The following is a 19,922-nucleotide window of genomic DNA, read 5'->3' as shown; positions in this document are numbered from 1 at the left end:
ACCACCATGCAGATTCGAAGCGGCGGCTGGACGGCCCGGCAGCGCTGGCGCATCCAGATCTTCGCCATCACCTGGCTGGCCTACGCCGCCTTCTACTTCACCCGCAAGGCCTTCTCCGTGGCCAAGCTCGGCATCGGCGAAGACCCCGGCTTCGTCCTCGACAAGGCGGCCATGGCCGACCTGGACGCCCTCTACCTCGCCGCCTACGCCGTGGGCCAGTTCGTCTGGGGCAGCTTCGCCGACCGCTTCGGCCCACGCGTGGTGGTGGGTGGCGGGCTGTTCGTCTCGGCCCTGGCGGCGCTGGCCATGGGCACCTTCGCCACCGTGCCGATCTTCGCCACCTGCATGGTCGTCCAGGGCCTGGCGCAGTCCACCGGCTGGTCGGGGCTGTGCAAGAACATGGGCGGCTTCTTCTCCACCGCCGAGCGCGGCCGCGCCATGGGCTACTGGAGCACCTGCTACGCCTTCGGCGGCCTGGTGGCCACGCCCTTCGTCGGCTGGTGCGCCTACCAGCTCAGCGACGACTGGCAGGTGGCCTTCAGCGCCTCCGCCGGCGTGGTGCTGGCCGTGGGCTGCCTGTTCCTGCTGCTGCAGCGCAACCGTCCGGAAGACGTCGGCCTGCCGCCAGCGGACGACGAACAGGAAGCGCAGGCGCAAGCCACCACCGGCCTGTGGGACGCGCTGCGCCAGGTGCTGCGCAACCGCACCGTGCTGGTCCTGGGGCTGGCCTACTTCCTGCTCAAGCCGGCGCGCTACGCCATCCTGTTCTGGGGCCCGGTGATCATCTACGAGCGCATGCCGGAAATCGGCAAGGTCGCCGCCGCCGTCGTCCCCACCGCCTTCGAGGTTGCCGGCCTGCTCGGGCCTATCCTCATCGGCCTGGCTTCGGACCGGCTGTTCGGCGCCCGGCGCATGCCTGCCTGCGTGCTCAGCCTGCTGGCGCTGGCGGCGTGCCTGGCGCTGTTCACCCCGGTGCTGCTCAGCGGCAACCTGTACCTGGTGGTGGGGCTGCTGTTCCTGATGGGCGTCACCCTCTACGGCCCCGACTCGATGATCAGTGGCGCCGCCGCCATCGACTTCGGCACCCGCCAGGCCGCCGGCACCGCCACCGGCTTCGTCAACGGCTGCGGTTCGGTGGGGGCGATCCTCGGCGGCCTGCTGCCCGGCTACTTCGACACCTTCTCGGTGTTCATCCTCTTCACCTGCGCCGCGCTGACCGCCTGCCTGCTGCTGGTGCCGTTCTGGCACAGCCTCCCGCAGGGGAGGGCAGGCGCCGAACCCGCCACCGCCCTGCAAGCCCGCTGAGCCACCACCGGGCCGCTCGCGGCCCGGCCAGCATTCCCGAATAAACAAGGAGAACGCCCATGGCCCTCGCACTCTTCGACCTGGACGACACCCTCATCGACGGCGACTGCGCCAGCCTGTGGAGCCGGCACATGGCCGACCTGGGCTGGGTGGAAGGCGACGCCTTCGTCCGCCACGAACGGGCACTCATGGCCCTGTACGCCGAAGGCCGGCTGGCGATGGAAGACTACATGGCCTTCACCCTGGCCCCCCTGGCGGGGCGCAGCCCCGAGGCCGTCGCCGCAGCGGTCGAACCCTTCGTCACGGAAGTCATAGGCCCCTGCATCCGCTTCGACGCCATGGGCTGCCTGAACCAGCACCGCGAAGCCGGCGACCGCCTGCTGATCATCTCCGCCTCGGCGCACTTCCTGGTCGCCAGCATCGCCGCCCGCCTGGGCGTGGCCGAAGTCCTGGCCATCGACCTGGAACAGCACCAAGGCACCTACAGCGGCCGCACCCAGGGCACCCTGACCTACCGCGAAGGCAAGGTCACCCGCCTGCAAGCCTGGCTGCAAGAGCAGGGCGAAAGCCTGGCCGGTGCCCACTTCTACTCCGACTCCCGCAACGACCTGCCCCTGCTATCCCTGGTGCAAAACCCCCGAGCAGTAAACCCCGACCCAGCCCTGCGCTACCACGCCGAAACAGCCGGCTGGCCGATCCTCGACTGGCGCTGAAACAACCACCGCCACTTAAAGGCGGCTCTAGCGTTGCAGGCCGATACCGACCCTCCCGCCCACACCAAACGGCCCCCTCTCCCTTCAGGGAGAGGGCTGGGGAGAGGGAGCGGAGTCCCCCAAAACACCGCAATCACCGGCAAACACCGGCAAACACCATCCACAAGCAAGCCCCTACAACCCAGCACTTCACACCGCCCCCTTGTAGGAGCGCGCCCTGCGCGCGAATCGCGGGCAGGGCCCGCTCCTACAGGTCGGCACCGACCCCCTCCCCGCCACGCCGAACGGCCCCCTCTCCCTTCAGGGAGAGGGCTGGGGAGAGGGAACGGCGTAACCCCAAACCCCGCAATCACCGACAAACACCATCCACAAGCAAGCCCCTACAACCCAGCACGTCACACCGCGCCCCCTGTAGGAGCGCGCCCTGCGCGCGAATCGCGGGCAAGACCCGCTAACGTTGCAGGCAACCACTGCTTCTCGTAGGAGCGAGCTTGCTCGCGAACAAACGCGGTGCCATGCGGTTCGCGAGCAAGCTCGCTCCTACAAACAGCCCCTACCTCAACCGCCGAGCCCACTCCCGCCAACCCGCCCGTGCTTCAGCAGACCCTCGCACCACCCGCGGCAACTCCGCCATGTTCACCCACAACTGCCCCTGCCAATCCAGCACCCGCACACCCTGCCGTCCCCAGCTCAGGCACAACTGCCGCGGCCCGCCATCGCCGCCCTGACAACGCACCTCCGGCACCACCTGCGTACTGATCCACCGCCGCAACCCACCCAGATCGGTATTGGCGAAATGGAACAACAACGCATAAGCACCGGACTCGCTGACCAACAGCCGCTCCAGGCTGCCGCCATCGTCCAGGCGCAGCCACTGCGTGCACAACTGATCATCCTCCAGGCGCCTGGCCAGCCGCTCGCTGCTGGGATGGCCGATCAGCCGGCGCAGATCGTCCAGCACGAACCAGACCTGGTCGTCGAGCAATAAGGCGCGGAGAGCGCGGTGCTTGTGGAAGAAGTAGAGCGGGGTGGGGAGGGTGGATTCGTCCATGGAAGTGATCCTTTCTCTAGTGAGTTTAGGACCGCGACCAACCGCTGCTAATCGGATGGAGGCGGAACCGCACAGGGTTAGCAGACCGACCACTAGAAGCCGGCAGACCCGAAGGTCTCCCCATGCGGCCCGCCATAACGGATTTCTTTGGGCGAATGACATCACCGAAAGAACGCCTAGCGTTTCCGCTTCTAGTGAGTTCGGGCTGCTAAACCCGGCCCAGTCATTTTCACGGGGCGAGTGGAGGGTAGGGACGAGAGTGGGGGATGGTCAAGAGGCCATGATGTCACCAGTCCTTGGTGACTGCTGTTGGTGCACGAGACTTGAGCGCTTGGTAAAGCAATATGCTGTTGAACAGCAGAAGCAGACGGTCACGCGAAGAAAACGGCCTATGTAACTTAGCGTATGCTCTTGGACACGATCTACCCAAGCACGTTTTGCATCGTCATAGGACACAGTGCTGTAGCTACAGAAAAAGTCCCCCTCTATACTCCGAGCTCTTCTTGGGTGGTTGCACTTAGATGTCTACCTGAAGTGTCAAATCCTGAAACAGTAATATTAATTACGCCATTTGCAATGAGGCGTTGAATAATTTTTGAAATGGTCTCTTTGGGGATTACTCTATCCATTCCAGATGCATATCGAAATATCGTGGTATCCGTTTCCAGGGAATCAACTCTATGGTGTCGGGAAATATCAATTTTGGACACTCCGCAGCAAGACCCTATCGCCCATTCATCTTCGTTTTCGCAGTCAATCTCGTAGTCCTGAAGGCCAATAATTAAAGCGAGTTGCTCCAAGCTCATGTTAGTCCGAAAAGCTAGTCCTGTATGATATTTCATTTTGTCCTTATAAATTGAGCGTGGGAAAACTTAAAGGTGGTTGCTATTGACGTAAGGCGGCTACCGGCCAAAAGCTGCCTATCGTGACCGGGTAATTACGGCCAGAGTTCGGCATTGCAAAACAAGACATCATCCGCCAAGGCTTCGTAAAGCACCTTCTTCCATCCATTGATCAGCAAGCTAGCTGCATTAGCGCCTGAGCGGAGGAAATCAGAAAACGCTTCTGGGGGAAGCCTGCTGAAATAGTTCCCACGCAAGTCCATCAGGATGCTGAGTTCTGAGCCCGCTTGGATGCTGTAGCGCTCGGCAATTCCGAACAGGTCAAAATGATTTACTGCCCTTGCCTTGTCCTCATCACTCCAGTCATCCGGTGGACTGGCGCTATAGGTGATCGTGCAGGGGCTGGTGTGGGATACGGAAACGCTGACCCACCTTTCCTCGAAAAACTGTCGTTTGTCCAGATACGGGTGAAGCGGTTGCTGATGCGGGTGGTCAATCAGGGGGTTGCGCTTATCGGTATTACAATCACGGCAGGCAGGGATCAAATTATGGGGAACGATCGCTAGCTTCGGATAGTTGGCTTTTGGCAAATAATGATCCAGGGTTCGGGGCTGTCCTATTCCTCCACATGTCGGACAATGATCACCTGCAGCCACCAAAATAGAGTCGTAGAGCGCTCGGCCAGGCTCTCGCTGCACCATGTAGTAGTCATAGAGATGAATCAGTTCGCTTTTTCGAATGTCATCGATCACGAAGGGGTCTTCCCCCCTGATCGATCTCAGATATGGCATTTCCCAAGTGGATCCGGCAGCGACTCTTTCGATATATTCAGCTGCGTTGGCCGTGATACTTGGAAGAACGCTCCTCATTCGGTCTCGCTGCTGATCATCGATGATCGCAGAAGTGCAGGCCATGTAGGCCTCCTCTGGAGTGCAGCTCGGGGCTAACAGTTGCTTCATACCTGCCCCTTCGAATCACGCTCAGCGATTAACGCCCGAAGAACTGCCTGCCCTTCGAGTCCTAATCTCCCACCAAATTTTCGAAGGATCACGTCAAAGCTGTGTCCTTCGGCAGCTTCAGCTGCAAGCAGTGAATGAAAACCCGAGGATGCCACCTCCAAGCCAAAAACTTCCCGGGTCAGAATCCCTACATTCTCGCCGAACGTCTCGACTGTTGGCCGCTGCGCTGAGGCTACCAAGTTAGACCGATGAATTTTCCATACACACGACGCAGGAATTTCTTGAAGCACCACAGGCGAATGCGTGGCCACGATCGCTACACCGTTGCGATCCAGAAGCAGCTCACTCAACGCTCGAATCAATGCCGATAGCAACGGCGGATGTAAATGGCTTTCAGGTTCATCCATCAGGACGAGAGTTTTTTCTTCGACCCGTTCGACCAGTTTGGTGATAGTCAGCAGCACGATCGAATGGCCGGAGCTGAGGTTCGAAAAGATTTCACTCGCGATCGCGACCCATTCTTCGCCGCTCAAGGACAGAAGCCGTTCGAATCCCAAACCTGCAAAATTCTCGTCAGACTGCAGGGTTGTGACGGCCTGCTGCCAACGATTGCGCTTATGCGTATCCCGTAGGCACCCTCTCATACCGGCAAGGAAGTCAGATTTGAGGGCGTCCCGGCGCTTCAGCTCATGCCATGCGTCCTCACCTTTTGACTTCAACCCAACATAGAAAAAGCAGGTTCCTTTGGCTGGATCAGGCTGCTCTGGAGGCGGGTCGAAGGGGTCGAACGCGCTAAAGGATACGAGCACTACGCTGCTGAAGAAATCTGGGGTAATAACCGCCCGTTGTTGACCCCAAAACCCAGTCTGGTGAATGGCATCTGCACCAGTGTGGTCATTGTGAATGGCTTTGATGATGCCGTTGAGGATGGTGGTTTTCCCGATGCCATTTCGCCCAATTAGCGCGTGCACATTTGTTAGGGGCGTCGAATCAACGTCTACCTCGAAACTCAACTCAATCCCAGCGGTAGAACTGTCAGCCTGCTTCGTGTAGACGAAGGAGAAATTGGTTCGGACAGCACCACCAAGAAGCACTCTCGTAAATTGATTTTTGACGCTGGTCAGGCTGACATCGCGCAACAACGAGATTGAAAACACTGGCTCATCTTTGATCGTTTCCAAAATTTCAGGATTTGCAACGATGTCATTCATTCCACCAAGGAAGTCAGACCGCAGCTCGCCCGAGGATGAGTTTGCAATTTTCAGGTAATATTCGACATTGGTACCGAGTGAAAAGAAGCCCTCTGGAAGCCTCTCAAAAGAATCGGGAAGTTTGGAGCGAGTGGACGTGGAGGTATCCTGCCCTTTGAACCCGATCTTGACGTTCTCAAGGTCGTGGGCTTGGCCAAATTCGTCAAATACGATCACATAGAACATCGTGATGAAGCTGTGATCGTTCCAGCGGTCGTATTTCAGATAAGCAGCACTAACTCCGGCGTTCGGGAATTTATCTTCCCTGCCTATGATGTGAAATTTCATTTTTCCCTGCTCGTCGTAGAGACCCTCTAGGCCGGAGCGAAACCCACGAGGCTGATTTTCTTGATCTCGCGGCCAGTGCCCAGCACCATCTCGATCTTCTCTTCGCACCGAAATCTGTATCGATTGCGCAGCGTAATACCTGCAAGATTGATACCTGAGCCTTCTTTCACTCCGCCGCTGTATGCAACTCCATCGACGAAGATTTTCCAAAAGCCAGCAGTAGCATCAGCAGAGTCCACGACGCCAACTAACTCAAGGCTCTCCACGCTTAAGTCTTCGCGCAGTAGGCAACGCTGAATAATGTTCTGTGCGGTCGCGACACGGATCCGGCTCTGATTGGAGCTTTGCATCCCAGGTGTTGACCAGCGGTTGGTGAGCTGGCAATCATTTTCCGTAATGAAGTTCAGCAGCCCGATTAACGATGAAGCTGCGTGACCCTTCAGTTTGGTGAGGAACTGCATGGCATCATCGGTATTGACAGCCGCGTCCAGAAACTCATTAAGTGTCTGGAATGCGATGATCAGCGCTTTATTCTCTCCCAACATGTCACAAGGCTCGGCGCTGCGTACCTGAACAGTGAAAGAGCCATAGCAGAAACCAAATACATCGGACTCATACGGATCTTCGCCCTTGGGAATCGGCTTGCCCGCCGCCTTAGCAGCGGCTCTTGCCAGATTCCTGAGCACCCCCTGATAAATATTCAGGAAGGCGGACAGCTTGCGTGTCCTAATACGTGGCTCTCGCACAGACTCTGGAACACCAAGTGACGCATATGCAACGGTGGCATTTAACTCTTGCGCCTTGATCAAAACCTCGTCGTTGAGCGAGAAGGTCAAACCAGGTTCTGGCAACAACTCTTGCGACACTACCTCCATCTGCGCGCGCTCAATGTCGAACGGTTCGATCAAGTCGTCTGGTGTGGCATGGTAGAACTCCGGAATCTCTGGTTCCTCGTACACCTGCCTCAGGTCAATCTTCCCACCCAGTAAATCATCACAACGCCTGCCTGAAACTGGCACGCAGAGGAATTCAGGGCCTTGAGCAGCTACCTCAGAGACCATGCAAACGTAGCGAACGCCAATTAGATCACTCGCAATGAACACCTGCGGGTAGTCGTAGTCGAGCAACACATGCAGAAGCTTGATTGCTTTCATGCCTCGCCCTCGATTGCGCACGCCAGATCGAACCGCCTGGAGCGCCACCAAGAATAGTGGCTGCCATTGCCGGTTTTCATCGCAACCCCATCAGCCTGGCCGAGGATGACCTTCACCTTAGCCTTGTGCTTATGGATAGCGAGTTTCAGCACAGGATCCAGGTCTTCCGGCTTTTTGAACACGGATATTGCACGAGCCTGGCACTCGGGAACGCGGAAAGTCTTCTGCGGGAACAAAGCACGATGAGAAAGGAAATCTCCTTCCGCTGGCTCGGCACGTTCACAAAGGCGGTAACAAACGAAACCATCAAGGCTGAAAGCCCCGGAAGGGGGGCATTGCTCAGGTAGTTCCTCGTACCACTCGTGCTTCACATCCATGTCACTATTCCGATTTTTGATAAAGCAGTGAAGGCCATATGCTAGCCACCACGTGGCGATGGTGTCACGACATTTGCCTAGGGAGCCTACCTTTTCACTGCCAATGGAACAGCCCAAGAGGTTTATTACCAGGCAGCGCTAGGTCGAGTATGGGCGTCCTTGAATGAGCTTCTGGCAGCAGCCGCTCCTAGGTTCCGTATCTAATGCTCAGCGTGTGGTGGTCCAAATCGCGGGCAACTCACTCCCCACCCACCCCATTCCTCTCATGCCGATAAACACTCACCGCCTCATAAACCGCCTTCCTTAACCGGTTGATCCCACCAATCGGCCGATGCTCCGGCAGGGCGTGCCAGGGGTTGAAGGAGAGGTTGTCGCACATCAGGTTCTGGTCGCGGCTGTCGAAGTCCTGCGGGGGGATGCTGACCAGGGCGACGGTCTGGAAGGGGGAGTCCTTTTCTTTCCATTCCACGCTGGTGTCTTCGATGGGCATGTATTTGTTGGCGTCCTGTTTTTGCACCTGTAGCGCGAAGCAGGCCGGGACGCGGTCTATCGAGAGCTGCTGGTAGAGCGCGGTGCGCAGGAAGTTCGGCAGTTTTTCGTTGAGCTTGGGCAACTGGTAGTTGGGGCAGGCGCCGGGGGCGGGGACGGTGCGGAACTTGATGTTGTTCTGCTCGCCGAGCTTGTACGGGGCTATGCCGAAGTAGCTGGCCTGCAGCGGGCTGGCCGGGGCCGGGGCGAGGGTTTGCAGGGCGATCAGCAGGTGGCGGATTTCCCAGGTGTTGGGCTTCCAGCTGGGGAAGAAGGCGAGGATCTTCTGGCCGTTGGCCTGGGCGTTGAAGTTCTGCCGGTATTCGGCCACGTCGCGGACGAAGAACACCGGGTGGTTGAACATGACGAAGTCCTGCTCGCCGTCGTGGCCCTTGCCGGGCATCAGTTTGGCGCCGGGCACGTCGAGCAGCTTGATGGCCATGCCGCGGGCGTCGTTGGCGCTGTCCTGCTGTGGGTAGGCGTTGCCGTTGGAGAAGCGCACCCAGGCGTTCCACACCTTGCCCGGTTGGGCGAATACGCCCTGGCGCAGGTCGGCGGGCAGGTTGGGGTTGACGGTGACTTCGGCCTTCACGCAGCCGTGGGCCTTGGCGTGGGCGTCGCGCAGCACGCGGGTGTTGTCGCGGTGCTGTTCGACGATGCGGATGGCGTCTTCGATGATGGCCTGGGTCTGCTGGGCTTCGTTCGCCGGGACCTGTTCCTGGGTCGAGACCGGGCCGCTGAACTTGATACTGTAGTACACCCAGCCGATGCCCAGGCCGACGAGGCCGAGCAGGGCCAGGCAGAGGATGGGCAGCGCCACCCATTTGCCGAGGAGGTTCCAGATCCGGGTGAGCAGTGCGCGCATGGGGGCGGTCCTTTGCGGGGGGCTTTCTTGGTTTTCTTCTGTGGGGGTCGAGTGTGTGGGGAGTTTTTGCCCTCTCCCTAACCCTCTCCCTGAAGGGAGAGGGGACTGTTCGGAGTGGGGCGGGGCTACTCCGTTAGCTGGTCAGCTCCGCTCGGGCATCACTCGCATTTCGGGCCTGGGGTCCAGGGTGGGGTGGGTTCGTCGGTCAGGCGGCTTTCGTAGGCCGGGTTGCCCAGCACCTTCAGGTATTCCACCAGCGCCCAGCGTTCGTCCGGGCTCAGGGCGCGGCCGATGGCGCCGTCCTTGCGGCAGCCGTCGCGGAATTCGTGGCCGCGGTTGCTGTTGCCGGTGACGCTGGTCTTGTACAGGAAGCCGCCGGGGAAGCGTTCGGTGCGGTAGCCGACGAATTTCGGGTCGAAGTCGAAGGTGCCGACGTAGAACTGGGTGTCGCGCTCGGCCACCGGCGAGAGCAGCTGGAACAGGTTGGGCACCGAGCCGTTGTGCAGGAACGGCGGGGTGGCCCAGATGCCGTCCAGCGGGCGGGCCTTGTAGGCGGCCAGTTCGCGCACGCCGATCTCCAGGCCGTAGCCGTTCATGCGCTTCTGCTCCTCGGGGCCGATGTTGGCGTCCTTGTAGGCGCGCTGCTCGACGTAGGCGGTGATGTAGGCCAGGCCCTTGGCGGCGGAGAGCCTGGACAGGTCCAGCGGCTGGCTGGGCGGTGGCATCAGCACTACGTTGAGCTTGTTCAGCTCGTCGAGCTGCCATTTCAGCGGGGTGAGGTCGTAGGTGTGGTTGGCGATGTTGTCCGCGGTGGTCGGGTCGGTGCCGATCACCGTGGTGGGGATCATGCTCATCTTCCATTCCGGGTCGCGCGCGGGGGCCAGGCGCTGGTCCGGTTCCACCACGTGGGGGCCGTGGCAGCGCTGGCAGTTCTCGCGGAACAGCGCGCGGCCCTGGGAGGCGCGCTTGAGGTCGATGGCGCCGAACACCTGCTCCGGCCAGGCCGGCGGCTTGAGGGTCTTGAGGCCTTCTTCCAGGGAGTGCAGGTCCTGCACCCGCACGCTGGAGGCGTAGCGCGCGTCGCCCAGCACCGGCTGGCCGTCGGCGTCGAGCAGGCCGAGGGTGGCGCCCACGCCCAGGGCTTCGCCGATGTTGCGGGCCATGGGCTGCATGGCCGAGCCGTTCCACTGCACCCAGTCGAACTTCCAGATGTCCCACAGCTGCGGGTAGTTCACCGGAGCGTTGGCCACGCGGTAGTTGTCGGCGCTGATGTGGTCGCCGAACACGCCGTTGGCGATGCGCCCGAAGGCGTCGGCGCGGCCGGGGCCTTCCTCGGTGGGGTAGAGGCGCCGGCGGGTGTCGTTCCAGGCGGTGCCCAGCAGGGTGCCGAGCACGTCCTTGAAGCCGGCGCGCAGTTCGGCCTTGGCTTCCTTGTCGGGGTTCTTGCCCAGCACGTCCTCGGCGAAGCGGTCGAACTTCCAGGGGTTGATGTAGGTGAACAGCATGCTCATGCCCAGCGCCTGGCCGAAGGCGCCGCCGCGCACGGTGGGCACGGTGGAGGCGATGGAGTGCATGGCCGCGCCGCCGTCGATGCGCACGGCCTGGCCGTTGTAGCGCAGCTCGCCGGTGTGGCAGGCGGAGCAGGTGATGTCGAGGTATTGCGGGCCGTTCTCGCCGTTGCTGTGGCGGGCGAAGCCCACCGGCAGGTTGCCGGGGTTGTTCGGGTCGAGCTTGCGCTCCTTCGCCGGCTTGAGCTGCTCGGGGTCGATGAGGAAGCCGTAGCGGGCGAGGTTGGCCGGGTCGGCGAATTTCTGCTTGGAGAAGGGCTGGCGCAGGTGGATGAACCAGTCGTAGAGCAGGCCCTTCACCTGGGTGCCCTGGGGCGTGTAGTAGTAGTGCTCGCGGGCCTGCTGGTCCCATTGCGGGAGGAGGTTGAGCTTGTCGGGCGCGGTGTACTGCGGCACGTTGGGGTGGGCGACGTACCACAGCAGCACGCCCCCCACGAGCAGGAGCAATAGGACGATAGCGAGTATGATCCGTCCGATTATGCGCATCGCAACTTCCTTGTTTCTTGAGGCCCGGGGCCATCGTTATGCCAATACCGGCACCGGTTGGCAAGGTGATGCCGCACACAAGCCAGGGTTTTTGCCTGCCACCATGCCACCCCGCAGCAGGCACAGGCCAGGTCCGTTCGCGGTTTATCCGCTGTTTTGCAAGGGACATCACTGTCGGTGATGTCGAAAGGTGTGTCTTGAGTTCCGACCATTCCCTCGACGACGAATCGGTGGCCACGCGGGTGCTGCGGCACTTCCGCGTGGCCCTGGACGAGCGCGGCTACAGCGCCGACGGCTCGCAACTGGCCGCCATCGAGCACCTGGCCGACTGGCTGGACGGCTTCCTCGGCGGCCGCCGCTCCTGGTTGCGCAAGCCGCCCGCGGGCGTGTACCTGTGGGGCAGCGTGGGCCGCGGCAAGAGCTTCGTGATGGACTGCTTCTATGCTGCCGCGCCGCTGCAGGCCAAGCGCCGCGTGCATTTCCACGCCTTCCTGCAGGAGCTGCAGCAACGCATGATGGCCTTCGCCGGCCAGGCCGACCCGCTGGCGCGGGCGGCCCGCGACATCGCCGCGCAGACGCGGCTGCTGTGCTTCGACGAGTTCCACGTGCACGACATCGGCGACGCCATGCTGCTCGGGCGCATGCTCAAGGTGCTGGTGGAGGAGGGCGTGGGCATGGTCTGCACCTCCAACTACGAGCCCGACGGCCTGTGCCCCAACCCGCTGTACCGCGAGCGCTTCCGCCCGGCCATCGAGCTGCTCGAGAAGCGCTTCGACGTGGTGCCGCTGGATGGCGGCGAGGACTACCGCCTGCGCGCCACGCCCCTGGAGAACTGGGGCAGCTACCTGTGGCCGGCGCGCGCCGATGACCTGGCGCTGATCGGCAAGCGCCTGGGCCTGGACGACGCGGCGCAGTTCGACCAGGTGCTGGACGTCAACCACCACCCGCTGCGCATCCACGCCCTGGAGGAGGGCCGCGCCTGGCTCGACTTCAGCGAGCTGTTCGAACGCCCGCGCTCGGCGGCCGACTACCTGTGGCTGATCGAGCACTTCCCGCGCATGGCGGTCAGCGGCCTGGGCCCGCTGGGCGACTACCCGCCGGACGTGAGCATGCGCTTCCTCAACTTCATCGACATCGCCTACGACCGCCAGCTGCGCCTGCAGCTGTTCGCCAGCGTGTCGCTGGAGCGCCTGGCCGAAGGTGGGACCGCCATCGACTTCGGGCGGACCTTGAGCCGGTTGCGGCAGTTGAAGCTGGAGCCGTTGGACGTGAAGGACGAGGCCGCGCCGTAACTGTTGGCGGCGGGGGGAGTCGCTGGGCTCCCGCGTTCGCGGGAGTGACGGGCGGGATTTAAGTCCGCGGGCCTCCATCGTCATCCTCGCGAACGCGGGGATCCAGTGACTTGGCCCCCGCGTATCGGCCCCATAACCTTCGACGCTTTCCTCCGTTTGGTGACCTCCGGGGAGTGTGTTCGGTTATCGATCACCGGTATTTGCGATTATCGCCCGACGCTTCGATAATCGGCCGAATCCGCCGCCAACAGGACCTCGCCATGACCGACGAACATTCCGCCAGCCAGGCCACCCTGGCCCCGCCCATCGTCGCTTCGCCGGCCAAGCGCATCGAGGCCTTCACCGGCGACCCCAACTTCATGACCTCGCTGGCCCGCGGCCTGGCGGTGATCCATGCGTTCCAGGAGCGCAAGCGCCACCTGACCATCGCCCAGGTCAGCCACCGCACCGAGATTCCCCGCGCCGCCGTGCGCCGTTGCCTGCACACGCTGATGAAGCTGGGCTACGTGACCACCGACGGGCGCACCTATTCGCTGCTGCCCAAGGTGCTGACCCTCGGCCATGCCTACCTGTCGTCGACGCCGCTGGCGGTCACCGCGCAGCCGTTGCTGGACCGCGTCAGCGAGCAGCTGCGCGAGGCCTGTTCCATGGCCACCCTGGAGGGCGACGAGATTCTCTACATCGCCCGCTCGGCCACGCCGCAGCGGCTGATCTCGGTGGACCTCAGCGTGGGCAGCCGGCTGCCGGCCTACTGCACGTCCATGGGCCGCATACTGCTCGCCGGGCTCGACGACCAGGCCCTGGAGGACTACCTGGCCCACGCCGACCTGCAGGTGAAGACCAGCCGCACCGTGTGCACCCCGGAGGGCCTGCGCGCGAGCATCGCCGAGATCCGCCGGCAGGGCTGGGTGATCATCGACCAGGAACTGGAGATGGGCCTGCGCTCGGTGGCGGTGCCGCTGAAGGATTCCGCCGGCCAGGTGCTGGCGGCGCTGAACGTCGGCACCCACGTCGGCCGGGTGTCGCGCCAGGAGCTGGAGACGCGCTTCCTGCCGGTGCTGCTGGAGGCCAGCCGGGAGCTGAGCACGCGGCTGTTTCACTGAGCATCAGGGTTATGGTCGATAACCGCCCGCAATGGCGATTATCGAATTGAAGCTCTGACAGGCAATTCGTACTGTGGGCCGTCCGCCCGCGAGGGCATCGAATAACAACAATGAGTGACGGCCGCCGGTCCACGCCCCGGTGGTGCCCTCATTCCTGTCCGCCTGCAGGAATCGCCGCATGACCCGTTCCGCCACCCTGCCGTCCACCGGCACCCTGGACATCCAGTCCTTCATCAATGCCCAGCCGCTGTCGGCGTACCAGTACCGCATCGTCCTGCTGTGCTTCCTCATCGTCTTCCTCGACGGCCTCGATACCGCGGCCATGGGCTTCATCGCCCCGGCGCTGACCCAGGACTGGGGCATCGATCGCGCCAGCCTCGGCCCGGTGATGAGCGCCGCGCTGATCGGCATGGTCTTCGGCGCCCTGGGCTCCGGCCCGCTGGCCGACCGCTTCGGGCGCAAGGTCGTGCTGGTGGCGGCGGTGTTCCTGTTCGGCCTGTTCAGCGTGCTCTGCGCCTTCAGCGCCAACCTTGACCAGCTGCTGGTGCTGCGCCTGCTCACCGGCGTCGGCCTGGGCGCGGCCATGCCCAACGCCACCACGCTGCTCGCCGAGTACACCCCCGAGCGCCTCAAGTCGTTGCTGGTCACCAGCATGTTCTGCGGCTTCAACCTGGGCATGGCCGGCGGCGGCTTCATCTCCGCCAAGCTGATCCCGGCCTTCGGCTGGCACAGCCTGCTGCTGCTCGGCGGCGTGCTGCCGCTGGCGCTGGCCCTGGTGTTGCTGCTGTGGCTGCCGGAATCGGCGCGCTTCCTGGTGGTGCGCAACCGCGGCGATGCGCGCGTGCGCAAGGCGCTGGAACCGATAGCCCCGGCCGAGGTCGCCATGGCCGGCGGCTTCAGCGTGCCGGAGCAGGGCAGTGCGCCCAGCGGCAACGTGCTCAAGGTGGTGTTCGCCGGCCGCTACAGCGCCGGCACCCTGCTGCTGTGGCTGACCTATTTCATGGGCCTGGTGATCGTCTACCTGCTCACCAGCTGGCTGCCCACCCTGATGCGCGACAGCGGCGCCAGCCTGGAGCAGGCGGCCTTCATCGGCGCGCTGTTCCAGCTCGGCGGGGTGCTCAGCTCGGTGGCCGTGGGCTGGGCGATGGACCGTTTCAACCCGCACAAGGTGATCGGCATCTTCTACTGCCTGGCTGGTGTCTTCGCCTACTGCGTGGGGCAGAGCCTGGGCACCCTCGGCCTGCTGGCGGGCCTGGTGCTGGCCGCGGGCATGTGTGTGAACGGTGCGCAGTCGGCCATGCCTTCGCTGGCGGCGCGCTTCTATCCGACACAGGGGCGTGCCACCGGGGTGTCTTGGATGCTTGGCATTGGACGCTTCGGTGCCATCCTCGGGGCCTGGATCGGGGCTACCCTGCTGGGGCTGGGGTGGAACTTCGAGCAGGTGCTCACTGCGTTGGTGGTGCCGGCGGCGATTGCCAGTGCGGCGGTGGTGATCAAGGGGGTGGTTAGTCACGCTGATGCGACTTGAGGTTGGGGGGATTGTAGGAGCGAGCTTGCTCGCGAATGGCATTTCCCGGCTGCATTGGTGTTTCGGGGGGAACTCCGCTCCCTCTCCCCAACCCTCTCCCTGAAGGGAGAGGGGGCTGTCCCGAGCGACGCGTCGGTCAGGCGCCATCCTCCCACCCCTAACCTCACCTCGTCATTCCCGCGAACGCGCACTGCTGTCCGGCACGCCTCATGCTATTAACAGTTGCCCCTGACGCAGGTTGATCTCGCGTATTCGCTCTTGCCGTCGTCGGTAACGTTCAGCCTCCAGGCCAGGACGCTGAAACAGCGTCGCCTGTACCTCCACCATCAGCATCCACAGGCTCTGCTGCGTTCCCGTCCTGCGTTGGTAAAGGCTCAGCAACAAGTAGCTGATCAGCGCACAGAGAATCTGGATGCGCACGGCATTCTCGCTACGGCCCAGGAAACGCCTGACCTTCAGGTGTTGCTTGATCCATTTGAAAAACAGCTCGATCCGCCAGCGATCCCGGTAGCGCTCGGCGATTTCTGCCGCCGGGCTACTCAGGTCGTTGGTCGCCAGGCTCAGAGGCGGCTCATCGCCTGGGCGGTTCACCAGGATCCGCCGCAGGGGCTGGGTGTAGTGATTACGCCGCCGGCCACCTGGGTTGCGGTTGGAGAAACTCACCTCTTCGTCTCGCAGGATCGTTTCCCGGTCTTGCTGGGGGATCTCGCGCTGAGCCAGGACCTTGAGCTGCACATTGGACTTGAATCGTGTGACGAAGCGGGCCTTCTGGGCATCCAGGCTCGCCCACCAGTTGAAGTCGTAATAACCCTTGTCAAACACGTAGGTGGCCTGCGGTTCGATGTTCAGCCTCCTGCCTTCATCAACGTCGTTGACGTTGGCTGCGCTGAAGCTGCAGTGCACCGGCGCAGCCGCCTGCTCGGCATACAGCACATGGACTTTCAGCCCCTGGGAGCGGGTTCGATTGGACAACGTCCATTCGTCGAAGCCAGGGCCCTTGAGGGGGATCGTGGTGGAATCCAGCAGGTACAGCAGCTCTTTCCCGTCACGGCGTAACTGCCGGCAGACGCCCGCCATCAGGTAGTGCGCTGCCTGGGCGAAGACCTCGGTATTACGGCGTTCGTTGGCGTCGGCCAGGGTGGAACGTCGGATCGGGCCCGTACCCAGGTGATAGTGCTGATGGGGGTGGCTGTTGAAGCTGGTTTCAAGCGCACGCAGGCTGCTCGCGCCTGCCAGGTGGGCGTACACCATGGCCACCAGGTGATCCCAACTGCCAAAGCGCTTGCTGTGCTTGTCGGCGTTTTGTTCGGCGACCAGTCGATCGAAGACGCCGCGAGGCAGCGCTTTTAGAACATCGTGAAAACGGCTTATCCTGAACATCTTGCGGGGCTGTGAGGTTGAGTTGGCGCTCAACGGTTTAACCCGTGCCTTCAGCCCCCGCAAGCCCTCCAGACTTTCCCCGATAAATATTCCGGACAGTAGTGCGCGAACGCGGGAACCCAGTGGCCTTGGCTTGGGTGTTTCTGCGCCGCACCGAGTCTGCGGAGATTTTTTGTTTCGCCCCCTCGGGCGAGTCCCTTTTGTCAAACGCCACAAAAGGAACCAAAAAGGCTTGCCCCACATACGGGCCCGATGGAGCCGGGCTACCCTCGCGAATTCCCCCGCCACGGAGGCCCGCCCCGAGGGTACGTCCCTGTAGCCCGCGGGGCTCTCGCGACATCCATGTCGCATGACCTCCTGAGCGCGGGTTTCGTTCGGCCTTCTGAAGGGGCGTTTCGGAGTGCGCGGAGGTTTCTCTGGAAGTCCAAAAGCAAGAGCGAACGCGCTTTTGCTTTTGCTCTTCGTAGGAGCGAGCTTGCTCGCGAACCCAGCAGTCTCTGGGTTCCCGCGTTCGCGGGAATGACGAGGGGGAGATGGGAGTATCAGGATGACTCTGAGTTTTTCCCTCACTCAGGACAGCCCCCTCTCCCGCTTGCGGGAGAGGGCTGGGGTGAGGGTGCTCTTGAACCCAACACCTACGTCACCGGTAACCATTGTTCGCGAGCAAGCTCGCTCCTACGAAGAGCCATCCTCTTCCGCCCCCAAAGATGACACCAGACGAGCGGTCTCCCCCCACCTGCGAGCGGTAGCGAATGTATCGCCGATGAAAAATTAAGGACACATGCCGCCGCTAACGCCGGCCCGACAATAGGCCCATCGCATCCCGGCCCTCGGCCGGGGTTTCACGCAACTGTCGTTCGAGCGGTTCGGGCCATGAGCTTTTTCATTCACCCGCGCAGACCTGCGCCCAGGGAGGGGGCCGGTGGTCAGCGCGCTTTCACCCTGATCGAGTTGATGGTGGTCGTCGCCCTGGTGGCGATCTTCGCCAGCATCGCCGTGCCGGCCTTCGGTTCGCTGATCGAGTCCAGCCGGGTGAAGTCTTCCGCCTCGGCGCTCTACCGCCTGCTCCAGGCCGCCCGCGCCGATGCCGTGAGCACGCGCACCGCCACCAGCTTGTGCCAGAACGGCAGCGCCTACGAGTGGCTGCTGGTGCGCGCCAGCAGTTGCGCCTCGCTCGATTCCAGCCTGGTGTCGCAGCGCCTCAGCCTGCCCACCAGCATCGGCGTCAGCAGCAGCGTCAGCGCACTGACCTTCCATGCCGACGGCAGCGCCGCGGTGGCCAGCCTGAGCCTCAGCGGCAGCAAGAGCGGCAGCAGCTACAGCATCAAGGTCGCCGCTTCGGGTTACATGAGCTTTGGCTCGGGGAGCAGCCAATGACGCGCCGTGGCCTGGCCGGCTTCAGCCTGATCGAAGTGCTGGTGGCGCTGCTGGTGATCTGCGTCGGCGTGCTGGGCATGCTCGCCATGCAGGGCAGGGCGATCGCCTATTCCCAGGACATGGCGGTGCGCGGCACGGCGGCAGCCCTGGCCGACGAGCTGATGGAGACCATCCGCACCGACCTCTATTCCGCCCAGGACGCCGGCACGCCGCTGACGCCGCCGGCCAGCTCCGACTACTACAAGGCCAGCGGCAGCGCCTTCCCGGCGGCGCCGAGCAGTTGCGCCTCGCTGGCTGCGCTGAGCGCTGCGCAGCGCCTGGGTTGCTGGGCGCAGCGGGCGCAGCAGGCGCTGCCCGATGCAGCCAGCCTGATGAGTAGCGACTTCCACATCTGCCGCAGCAACGGCGCCAGCACCTGCAGCGGCACTGGCTCGGCCATCGAGATCCAGCTCGCTTGGCGGGTGAAGTCCGGCGAGTGCCTGGAGGCCAGCCCCGGCAGCGACCCGACCATCTGCCACTACGTGCTGCGCGAGGAACCCTGAATGCCCGCCCATTCCCGCCGCCAGGCCGGCCTCTCGCTGGTCGAGCTGATGGTGGCCATGACCCTCGGCCTGTTCCTGATACTGGGCGTCACCCAGATGTACCTCGACGGCAGCACCCGCACCCGCTACTTCGCCGGCCAGTCCGAGAACCTCGACAACGCCCGCTACCTGCAGCAGGTGCTGGACGCGCGCCTGTCCCGGGCCGGCTACCGGCGCCAGCCGTCGGCGCGCATGAGCACCGCCTTCCCGGCGCAGAGCACGAACGGCTGCAGCTTCGCCGCCGGCCAGGCGCTGGTGCGGGTGGACGCCAACACCCTGTGCCTGCGCTACCAGCCGCGCGACGCCGCCGACACCGACTGCACCGGCGCCTCCCTGGCGAGCGTGCCGGGACTGACCACGCCCTACGCGACCTTCAGCCCGAGCAACGACGTGGTGGAGAAGATCGGCCTGGCCAGCGGCCAGCTCAGCTGCAACGGCAGCGTGCTGGCCGACAACGTGGCGGCGGTGCACTTCGACTACGGCGTGGACACCGGCACCGACGAGAACGCCCGCCAGGTCGCCAAGTACGTCGCCAGCCCGGGCAGCGCGCAGACCGTGCGCAGCCTGCGCTACACGCTGCTGCTGGCCAGCAGCGGGAGCAACCTGACCGGCGGCATGAGCACCACCACCTGCGCCAACTGGACGACCCTGAGCGGCGGCAGCGCCTGCACCGACGGCGACGGCACCCTGCGGCGCATCGTCAGCGGCAGCAGCATGTTGAGGAACCTGATGCCATGAGTATTCCTGTGCAGGGGCGGCAGCGCGGCGCCGTGCTGTTCGTCGCCCTGGTGATGCTGCTGGTGCTGACCCTGCTGGCGGTCGGCGGCATGCGCGAGATGCAGCTGGAAGGGCGGATGACCGGCAACCGCCTGGAGCTGCAGCGGCTGACCAGCGCCGCCGAATCGGCGCTGCGCGAAGGCGAGGGCAGGGTGAGCGAGAGCAGCCGCGCGCTGGAGGCCTGCTCGTCGTCCAGCCCCTGCTACACCGGCCTGGCCAGCAGCTATGCCGCGGACTTCTCCGGGGCCACGGCCTACACCGGGCTGGACGGCGCCACCAGCCTGCCGCGCAACGCGCGCTGGTACCTGCGCTACATCGGCAACAGCTGCAAGGGCGGCTCCGGCGGCAGCGCCAACGCCTACCTGTCCAAGGGCCAGTCCGGCTGCACCTATTACTACGAAGTCAACGCCCAGGCCTACAAGGACAGCGCCAGCGCCACCGGCTGCGCCGCCAACACCCTGTGCCTGCGCTCCAGCACCGCGCTGGTGATCCCATGAG

The 19,922-nt window shown here is 63.3% G+C and carries 18 protein-coding genes; 9 read left to right on the top strand and 9 right to left on the bottom strand.

The features are described from left to right. Nucleotides 1-6: 6 nt before the first annotated feature. Both M8R19_RS04035 and M8R19_RS04030 read left to right on the top strand, forming a co-directional pair. Entirely contained in the window at nucleotides 7-1,305 is a 1,299-nt protein-coding gene (locus M8R19_RS04035) for an MFS transporter (protein WP_249917101.1), read from the top strand. A 59-nt stretch (nucleotides 1,306-1,364) separates the two neighbouring features. Next, nucleotides 1,365-2,018, top strand: coding sequence for an HAD family hydrolase (locus M8R19_RS04030; protein WP_249917100.1), 654 nt, complete (start codon nucleotides 1,365-1,367; stop codon nucleotides 2,016-2,018). Nucleotides 2,019-2,571: 553 nt separating this feature from the next. Here M8R19_RS04030 and M8R19_RS04025 read toward each other — a convergent pair. From M8R19_RS04025 to M8R19_RS03990, 8 genes are all read right to left on the bottom strand, one after another. After that, complete coding sequence (locus tag M8R19_RS04025; protein ID WP_249917099.1) at nucleotides 2,572-3,069, bottom strand: BRO-N domain-containing protein; 498 nt, start codon at nucleotides 3,067-3,069, stop codon at nucleotides 2,572-2,574. A gap of 485 nt (nucleotides 3,070-3,554) precedes the next feature. After that, nucleotides 3,555-3,875 (bottom strand): hypothetical protein, encoded by a 321-nt coding sequence (locus tag M8R19_RS04020; RefSeq protein ID WP_249917098.1) that lies wholly within the window; start codon nucleotides 3,873-3,875, stop codon nucleotides 3,555-3,557. Nucleotides 3,876-4,006: 131 nt separating this feature from the next. Then, nucleotides 4,007-4,825 (bottom strand): HNH endonuclease, encoded by an 819-nt coding sequence (locus M8R19_RS04015; RefSeq protein WP_249917097.1) that lies wholly within the window; start codon nucleotides 4,823-4,825, stop codon nucleotides 4,007-4,009. A 41-nt stretch (nucleotides 4,826-4,866) separates the two neighbouring features. Next, nucleotides 4,867-6,408, bottom strand: coding sequence for an AAA family ATPase (locus M8R19_RS04010; RefSeq protein WP_249917096.1), 1,542 nt, complete (start codon nucleotides 6,406-6,408; stop codon nucleotides 4,867-4,869). A gap of 26 nt (nucleotides 6,409-6,434) precedes the next feature. Next, a complete protein-coding gene (locus M8R19_RS04005; protein ID WP_249917095.1) occupies nucleotides 6,435-7,562 on the bottom strand; it encodes a DUF6575 domain-containing protein in 1,128 nt (375 codons plus the stop codon). Further along, nucleotides 7,559-7,939, bottom strand: coding sequence for a hypothetical protein (locus M8R19_RS04000; RefSeq protein ID WP_249917094.1), 381 nt, complete (start codon nucleotides 7,937-7,939; stop codon nucleotides 7,559-7,561). Before M8R19_RS04000 ends, M8R19_RS04005 begins: the two co-directional genes overlap by 4 nt. 238 nt (nucleotides 7,940-8,177) lie before the next feature. Then, nucleotides 8,178-9,332 (bottom strand): catalase family protein, encoded by a 1,155-nt coding sequence (locus M8R19_RS03995; protein WP_249917093.1) that lies wholly within the window; start codon nucleotides 9,330-9,332, stop codon nucleotides 8,178-8,180. 158 nt (nucleotides 9,333-9,490) lie between these two features. Then, on the bottom strand, nucleotides 9,491-11,386 hold the full coding sequence (locus M8R19_RS03990) for a c-type cytochrome (RefSeq protein ID WP_249917092.1): 1,896 nt from the start codon (nucleotides 11,384-11,386) through the stop codon (nucleotides 9,491-9,493). Between the two features lie 197 nt (nucleotides 11,387-11,583). Between M8R19_RS03990 and zapE the strand changes: the two genes are divergently transcribed. The 3 genes from zapE (at nucleotide 11,584) to pcaK (ending at nucleotide 15,309) form a co-directional block, all read left to right on the top strand. Next, complete coding sequence (zapE, locus tag M8R19_RS03985) at nucleotides 11,584-12,678, top strand: cell division protein ZapE (protein WP_249917091.1); 1,095 nt, start codon at nucleotides 11,584-11,586, stop codon at nucleotides 12,676-12,678. Nucleotides 12,679-12,938: 260 nt separating this feature from the next. Next, nucleotides 12,939-13,781: an IclR family transcriptional regulator domain-containing protein gene (locus M8R19_RS03980; RefSeq protein ID WP_043266799.1), complete on the top strand. Its 843-nt coding sequence runs from the start codon at nucleotides 12,939-12,941 to the stop codon at nucleotides 13,779-13,781. A gap of 178 nt (nucleotides 13,782-13,959) precedes the next feature. Next, nucleotides 13,960-15,309: a 4-hydroxybenzoate transporter PcaK gene (pcaK, locus tag M8R19_RS03975; RefSeq protein WP_249917090.1), complete on the top strand. Its 1,350-nt coding sequence runs from the start codon at nucleotides 13,960-13,962 to the stop codon at nucleotides 15,307-15,309. 207 nt (nucleotides 15,310-15,516) lie between these two features. Here the strand turns inward: pcaK and M8R19_RS03970 are convergent, their stop codons facing one another. Further along, on the bottom strand, nucleotides 15,517-16,689 hold the full coding sequence (locus M8R19_RS03970; RefSeq protein WP_249917089.1) for an IS4 family transposase: 1,173 nt from the start codon (nucleotides 16,687-16,689) through the stop codon (nucleotides 15,517-15,519). 873 nt (nucleotides 16,690-17,562) lie between these two features. Here M8R19_RS03970 and M8R19_RS03965 point away from each other — a divergent pair. Genes M8R19_RS03965 through M8R19_RS03950 form a run of 4 tightly spaced genes read left to right on the top strand, consistent with a single transcriptional unit; the run spans nucleotide 17,563 to nucleotide 19,921 of the window. Next, the gene (locus M8R19_RS03965; protein WP_249917088.1) at nucleotides 17,563-18,066 is read left to right on the top strand and encodes a GspH/FimT family pseudopilin; all 504 of its coding nucleotides are present in this window, start codon (nucleotides 17,563-17,565) and stop codon (nucleotides 18,064-18,066) included. After that, complete coding sequence (gene pilV, locus M8R19_RS03960; RefSeq protein WP_249917087.1) at nucleotides 18,063-18,608, top strand: type IV pilus modification protein PilV; 546 nt, start codon at nucleotides 18,063-18,065, stop codon at nucleotides 18,606-18,608. The genes M8R19_RS03965 and pilV overlap by 4 nt, the downstream gene beginning before the upstream one ends. Further along, entirely contained in the window at nucleotides 18,609-19,385 is a 777-nt protein-coding gene (locus M8R19_RS03955) for a PilW family protein (RefSeq protein WP_249917086.1), read from the top strand. Then, a complete protein-coding gene (locus M8R19_RS03950) occupies nucleotides 19,382-19,921 on the top strand; it encodes a pilus assembly PilX family protein (RefSeq protein ID WP_249917085.1) in 540 nt (179 codons plus the stop codon). The genes M8R19_RS03955 and M8R19_RS03950 overlap by 4 nt, the downstream gene beginning before the upstream one ends. The last annotated feature ends 1 nt before the right edge of the window (nucleotide 19,922 follow it).

This window comes from Pseudomonas sp. R3.Fl (assembly GCF_023516765.1).
Lineage (GTDB): Bacteria > Pseudomonadota > Gammaproteobacteria > Pseudomonadales > Pseudomonadaceae > Pseudomonas > Pseudomonas citronellolis.
This window is presented reverse-complemented; position numbering and strand designations above follow the sequence as displayed.

What these genes read in the sequence shown, in the direction of transcription:
- M8R19_RS03970 (WP_249917089.1), bottom strand. Translation starts at nt 16,689, where the DNA reads ATGTTCAGGATAAGCCGTTTTCACGATGTTCTAAAAGCGCTGCCTCGC.
- M8R19_RS04020 (WP_249917098.1), bottom strand. Translation starts at nt 3,875, where the DNA reads ATGAGCTTGGAGCAACTCGCTTTAATTATTGGCCTTCAGGACTACGAG.
- M8R19_RS04000 (WP_249917094.1), bottom strand. Translation starts at nt 7,939, where the DNA reads ATGGATGTGAAGCACGAGTGGTACGAGGAACTACCTGAGCAATGCCCC.
- M8R19_RS03980 (WP_043266799.1), top strand. Translation starts at nt 12,939, where the DNA reads ATGACCGACGAACATTCCGCCAGCCAGGCCACCCTGGCCCCGCCCATC.
- M8R19_RS03965 (WP_249917088.1), top strand. Translation starts at nt 17,563, where the DNA reads ATGAGCTTTTTCATTCACCCGCGCAGACCTGCGCCCAGGGAGGGGGCC.
- M8R19_RS04010 (WP_249917096.1), bottom strand. Translation starts at nt 6,408, where the DNA reads ATGAAATTTCACATCATAGGCAGGGAAGATAAATTCCCGAACGCCGGA.
- M8R19_RS04005 (WP_249917095.1), bottom strand. Translation starts at nt 7,562, where the DNA reads ATGAAAGCAATCAAGCTTCTGCATGTGTTGCTCGACTACGACTACCCG.
- pcaK (WP_249917090.1), top strand. Translation starts at nt 13,960, where the DNA reads ATGACCCGTTCCGCCACCCTGCCGTCCACCGGCACCCTGGACATCCAG.
- M8R19_RS04035 (WP_249917101.1), top strand. Translation starts at nt 7, where the DNA reads ATGCAGATTCGAAGCGGCGGCTGGACGGCCCGGCAGCGCTGGCGCATC.
- M8R19_RS03990 (WP_249917092.1), bottom strand. Translation starts at nt 11,386, where the DNA reads ATGCGCATAATCGGACGGATCATACTCGCTATCGTCCTATTGCTCCTG.
- M8R19_RS04015 (WP_249917097.1), bottom strand. Translation starts at nt 4,825, where the DNA reads ATGGCCTGCACTTCTGCGATCATCGATGATCAGCAGCGAGACCGAATG.
- M8R19_RS03950 (WP_249917085.1), top strand. Translation starts at nt 19,382, where the DNA reads ATGAGTATTCCTGTGCAGGGGCGGCAGCGCGGCGCCGTGCTGTTCGTC.
- M8R19_RS04030 (WP_249917100.1), top strand. Translation starts at nt 1,365, where the DNA reads ATGGCCCTCGCACTCTTCGACCTGGACGACACCCTCATCGACGGCGAC.
- M8R19_RS03955 (WP_249917086.1), top strand. Translation starts at nt 18,609, where the DNA reads ATGCCCGCCCATTCCCGCCGCCAGGCCGGCCTCTCGCTGGTCGAGCTG.
- M8R19_RS04025 (WP_249917099.1), bottom strand. Translation starts at nt 3,069, where the DNA reads ATGGACGAATCCACCCTCCCCACCCCGCTCTACTTCTTCCACAAGCAC.
- pilV (WP_249917087.1), top strand. Translation starts at nt 18,063, where the DNA reads ATGACGCGCCGTGGCCTGGCCGGCTTCAGCCTGATCGAAGTGCTGGTG.
- M8R19_RS03995 (WP_249917093.1), bottom strand. Translation starts at nt 9,332, where the DNA reads ATGCGCGCACTGCTCACCCGGATCTGGAACCTCCTCGGCAAATGGGTG.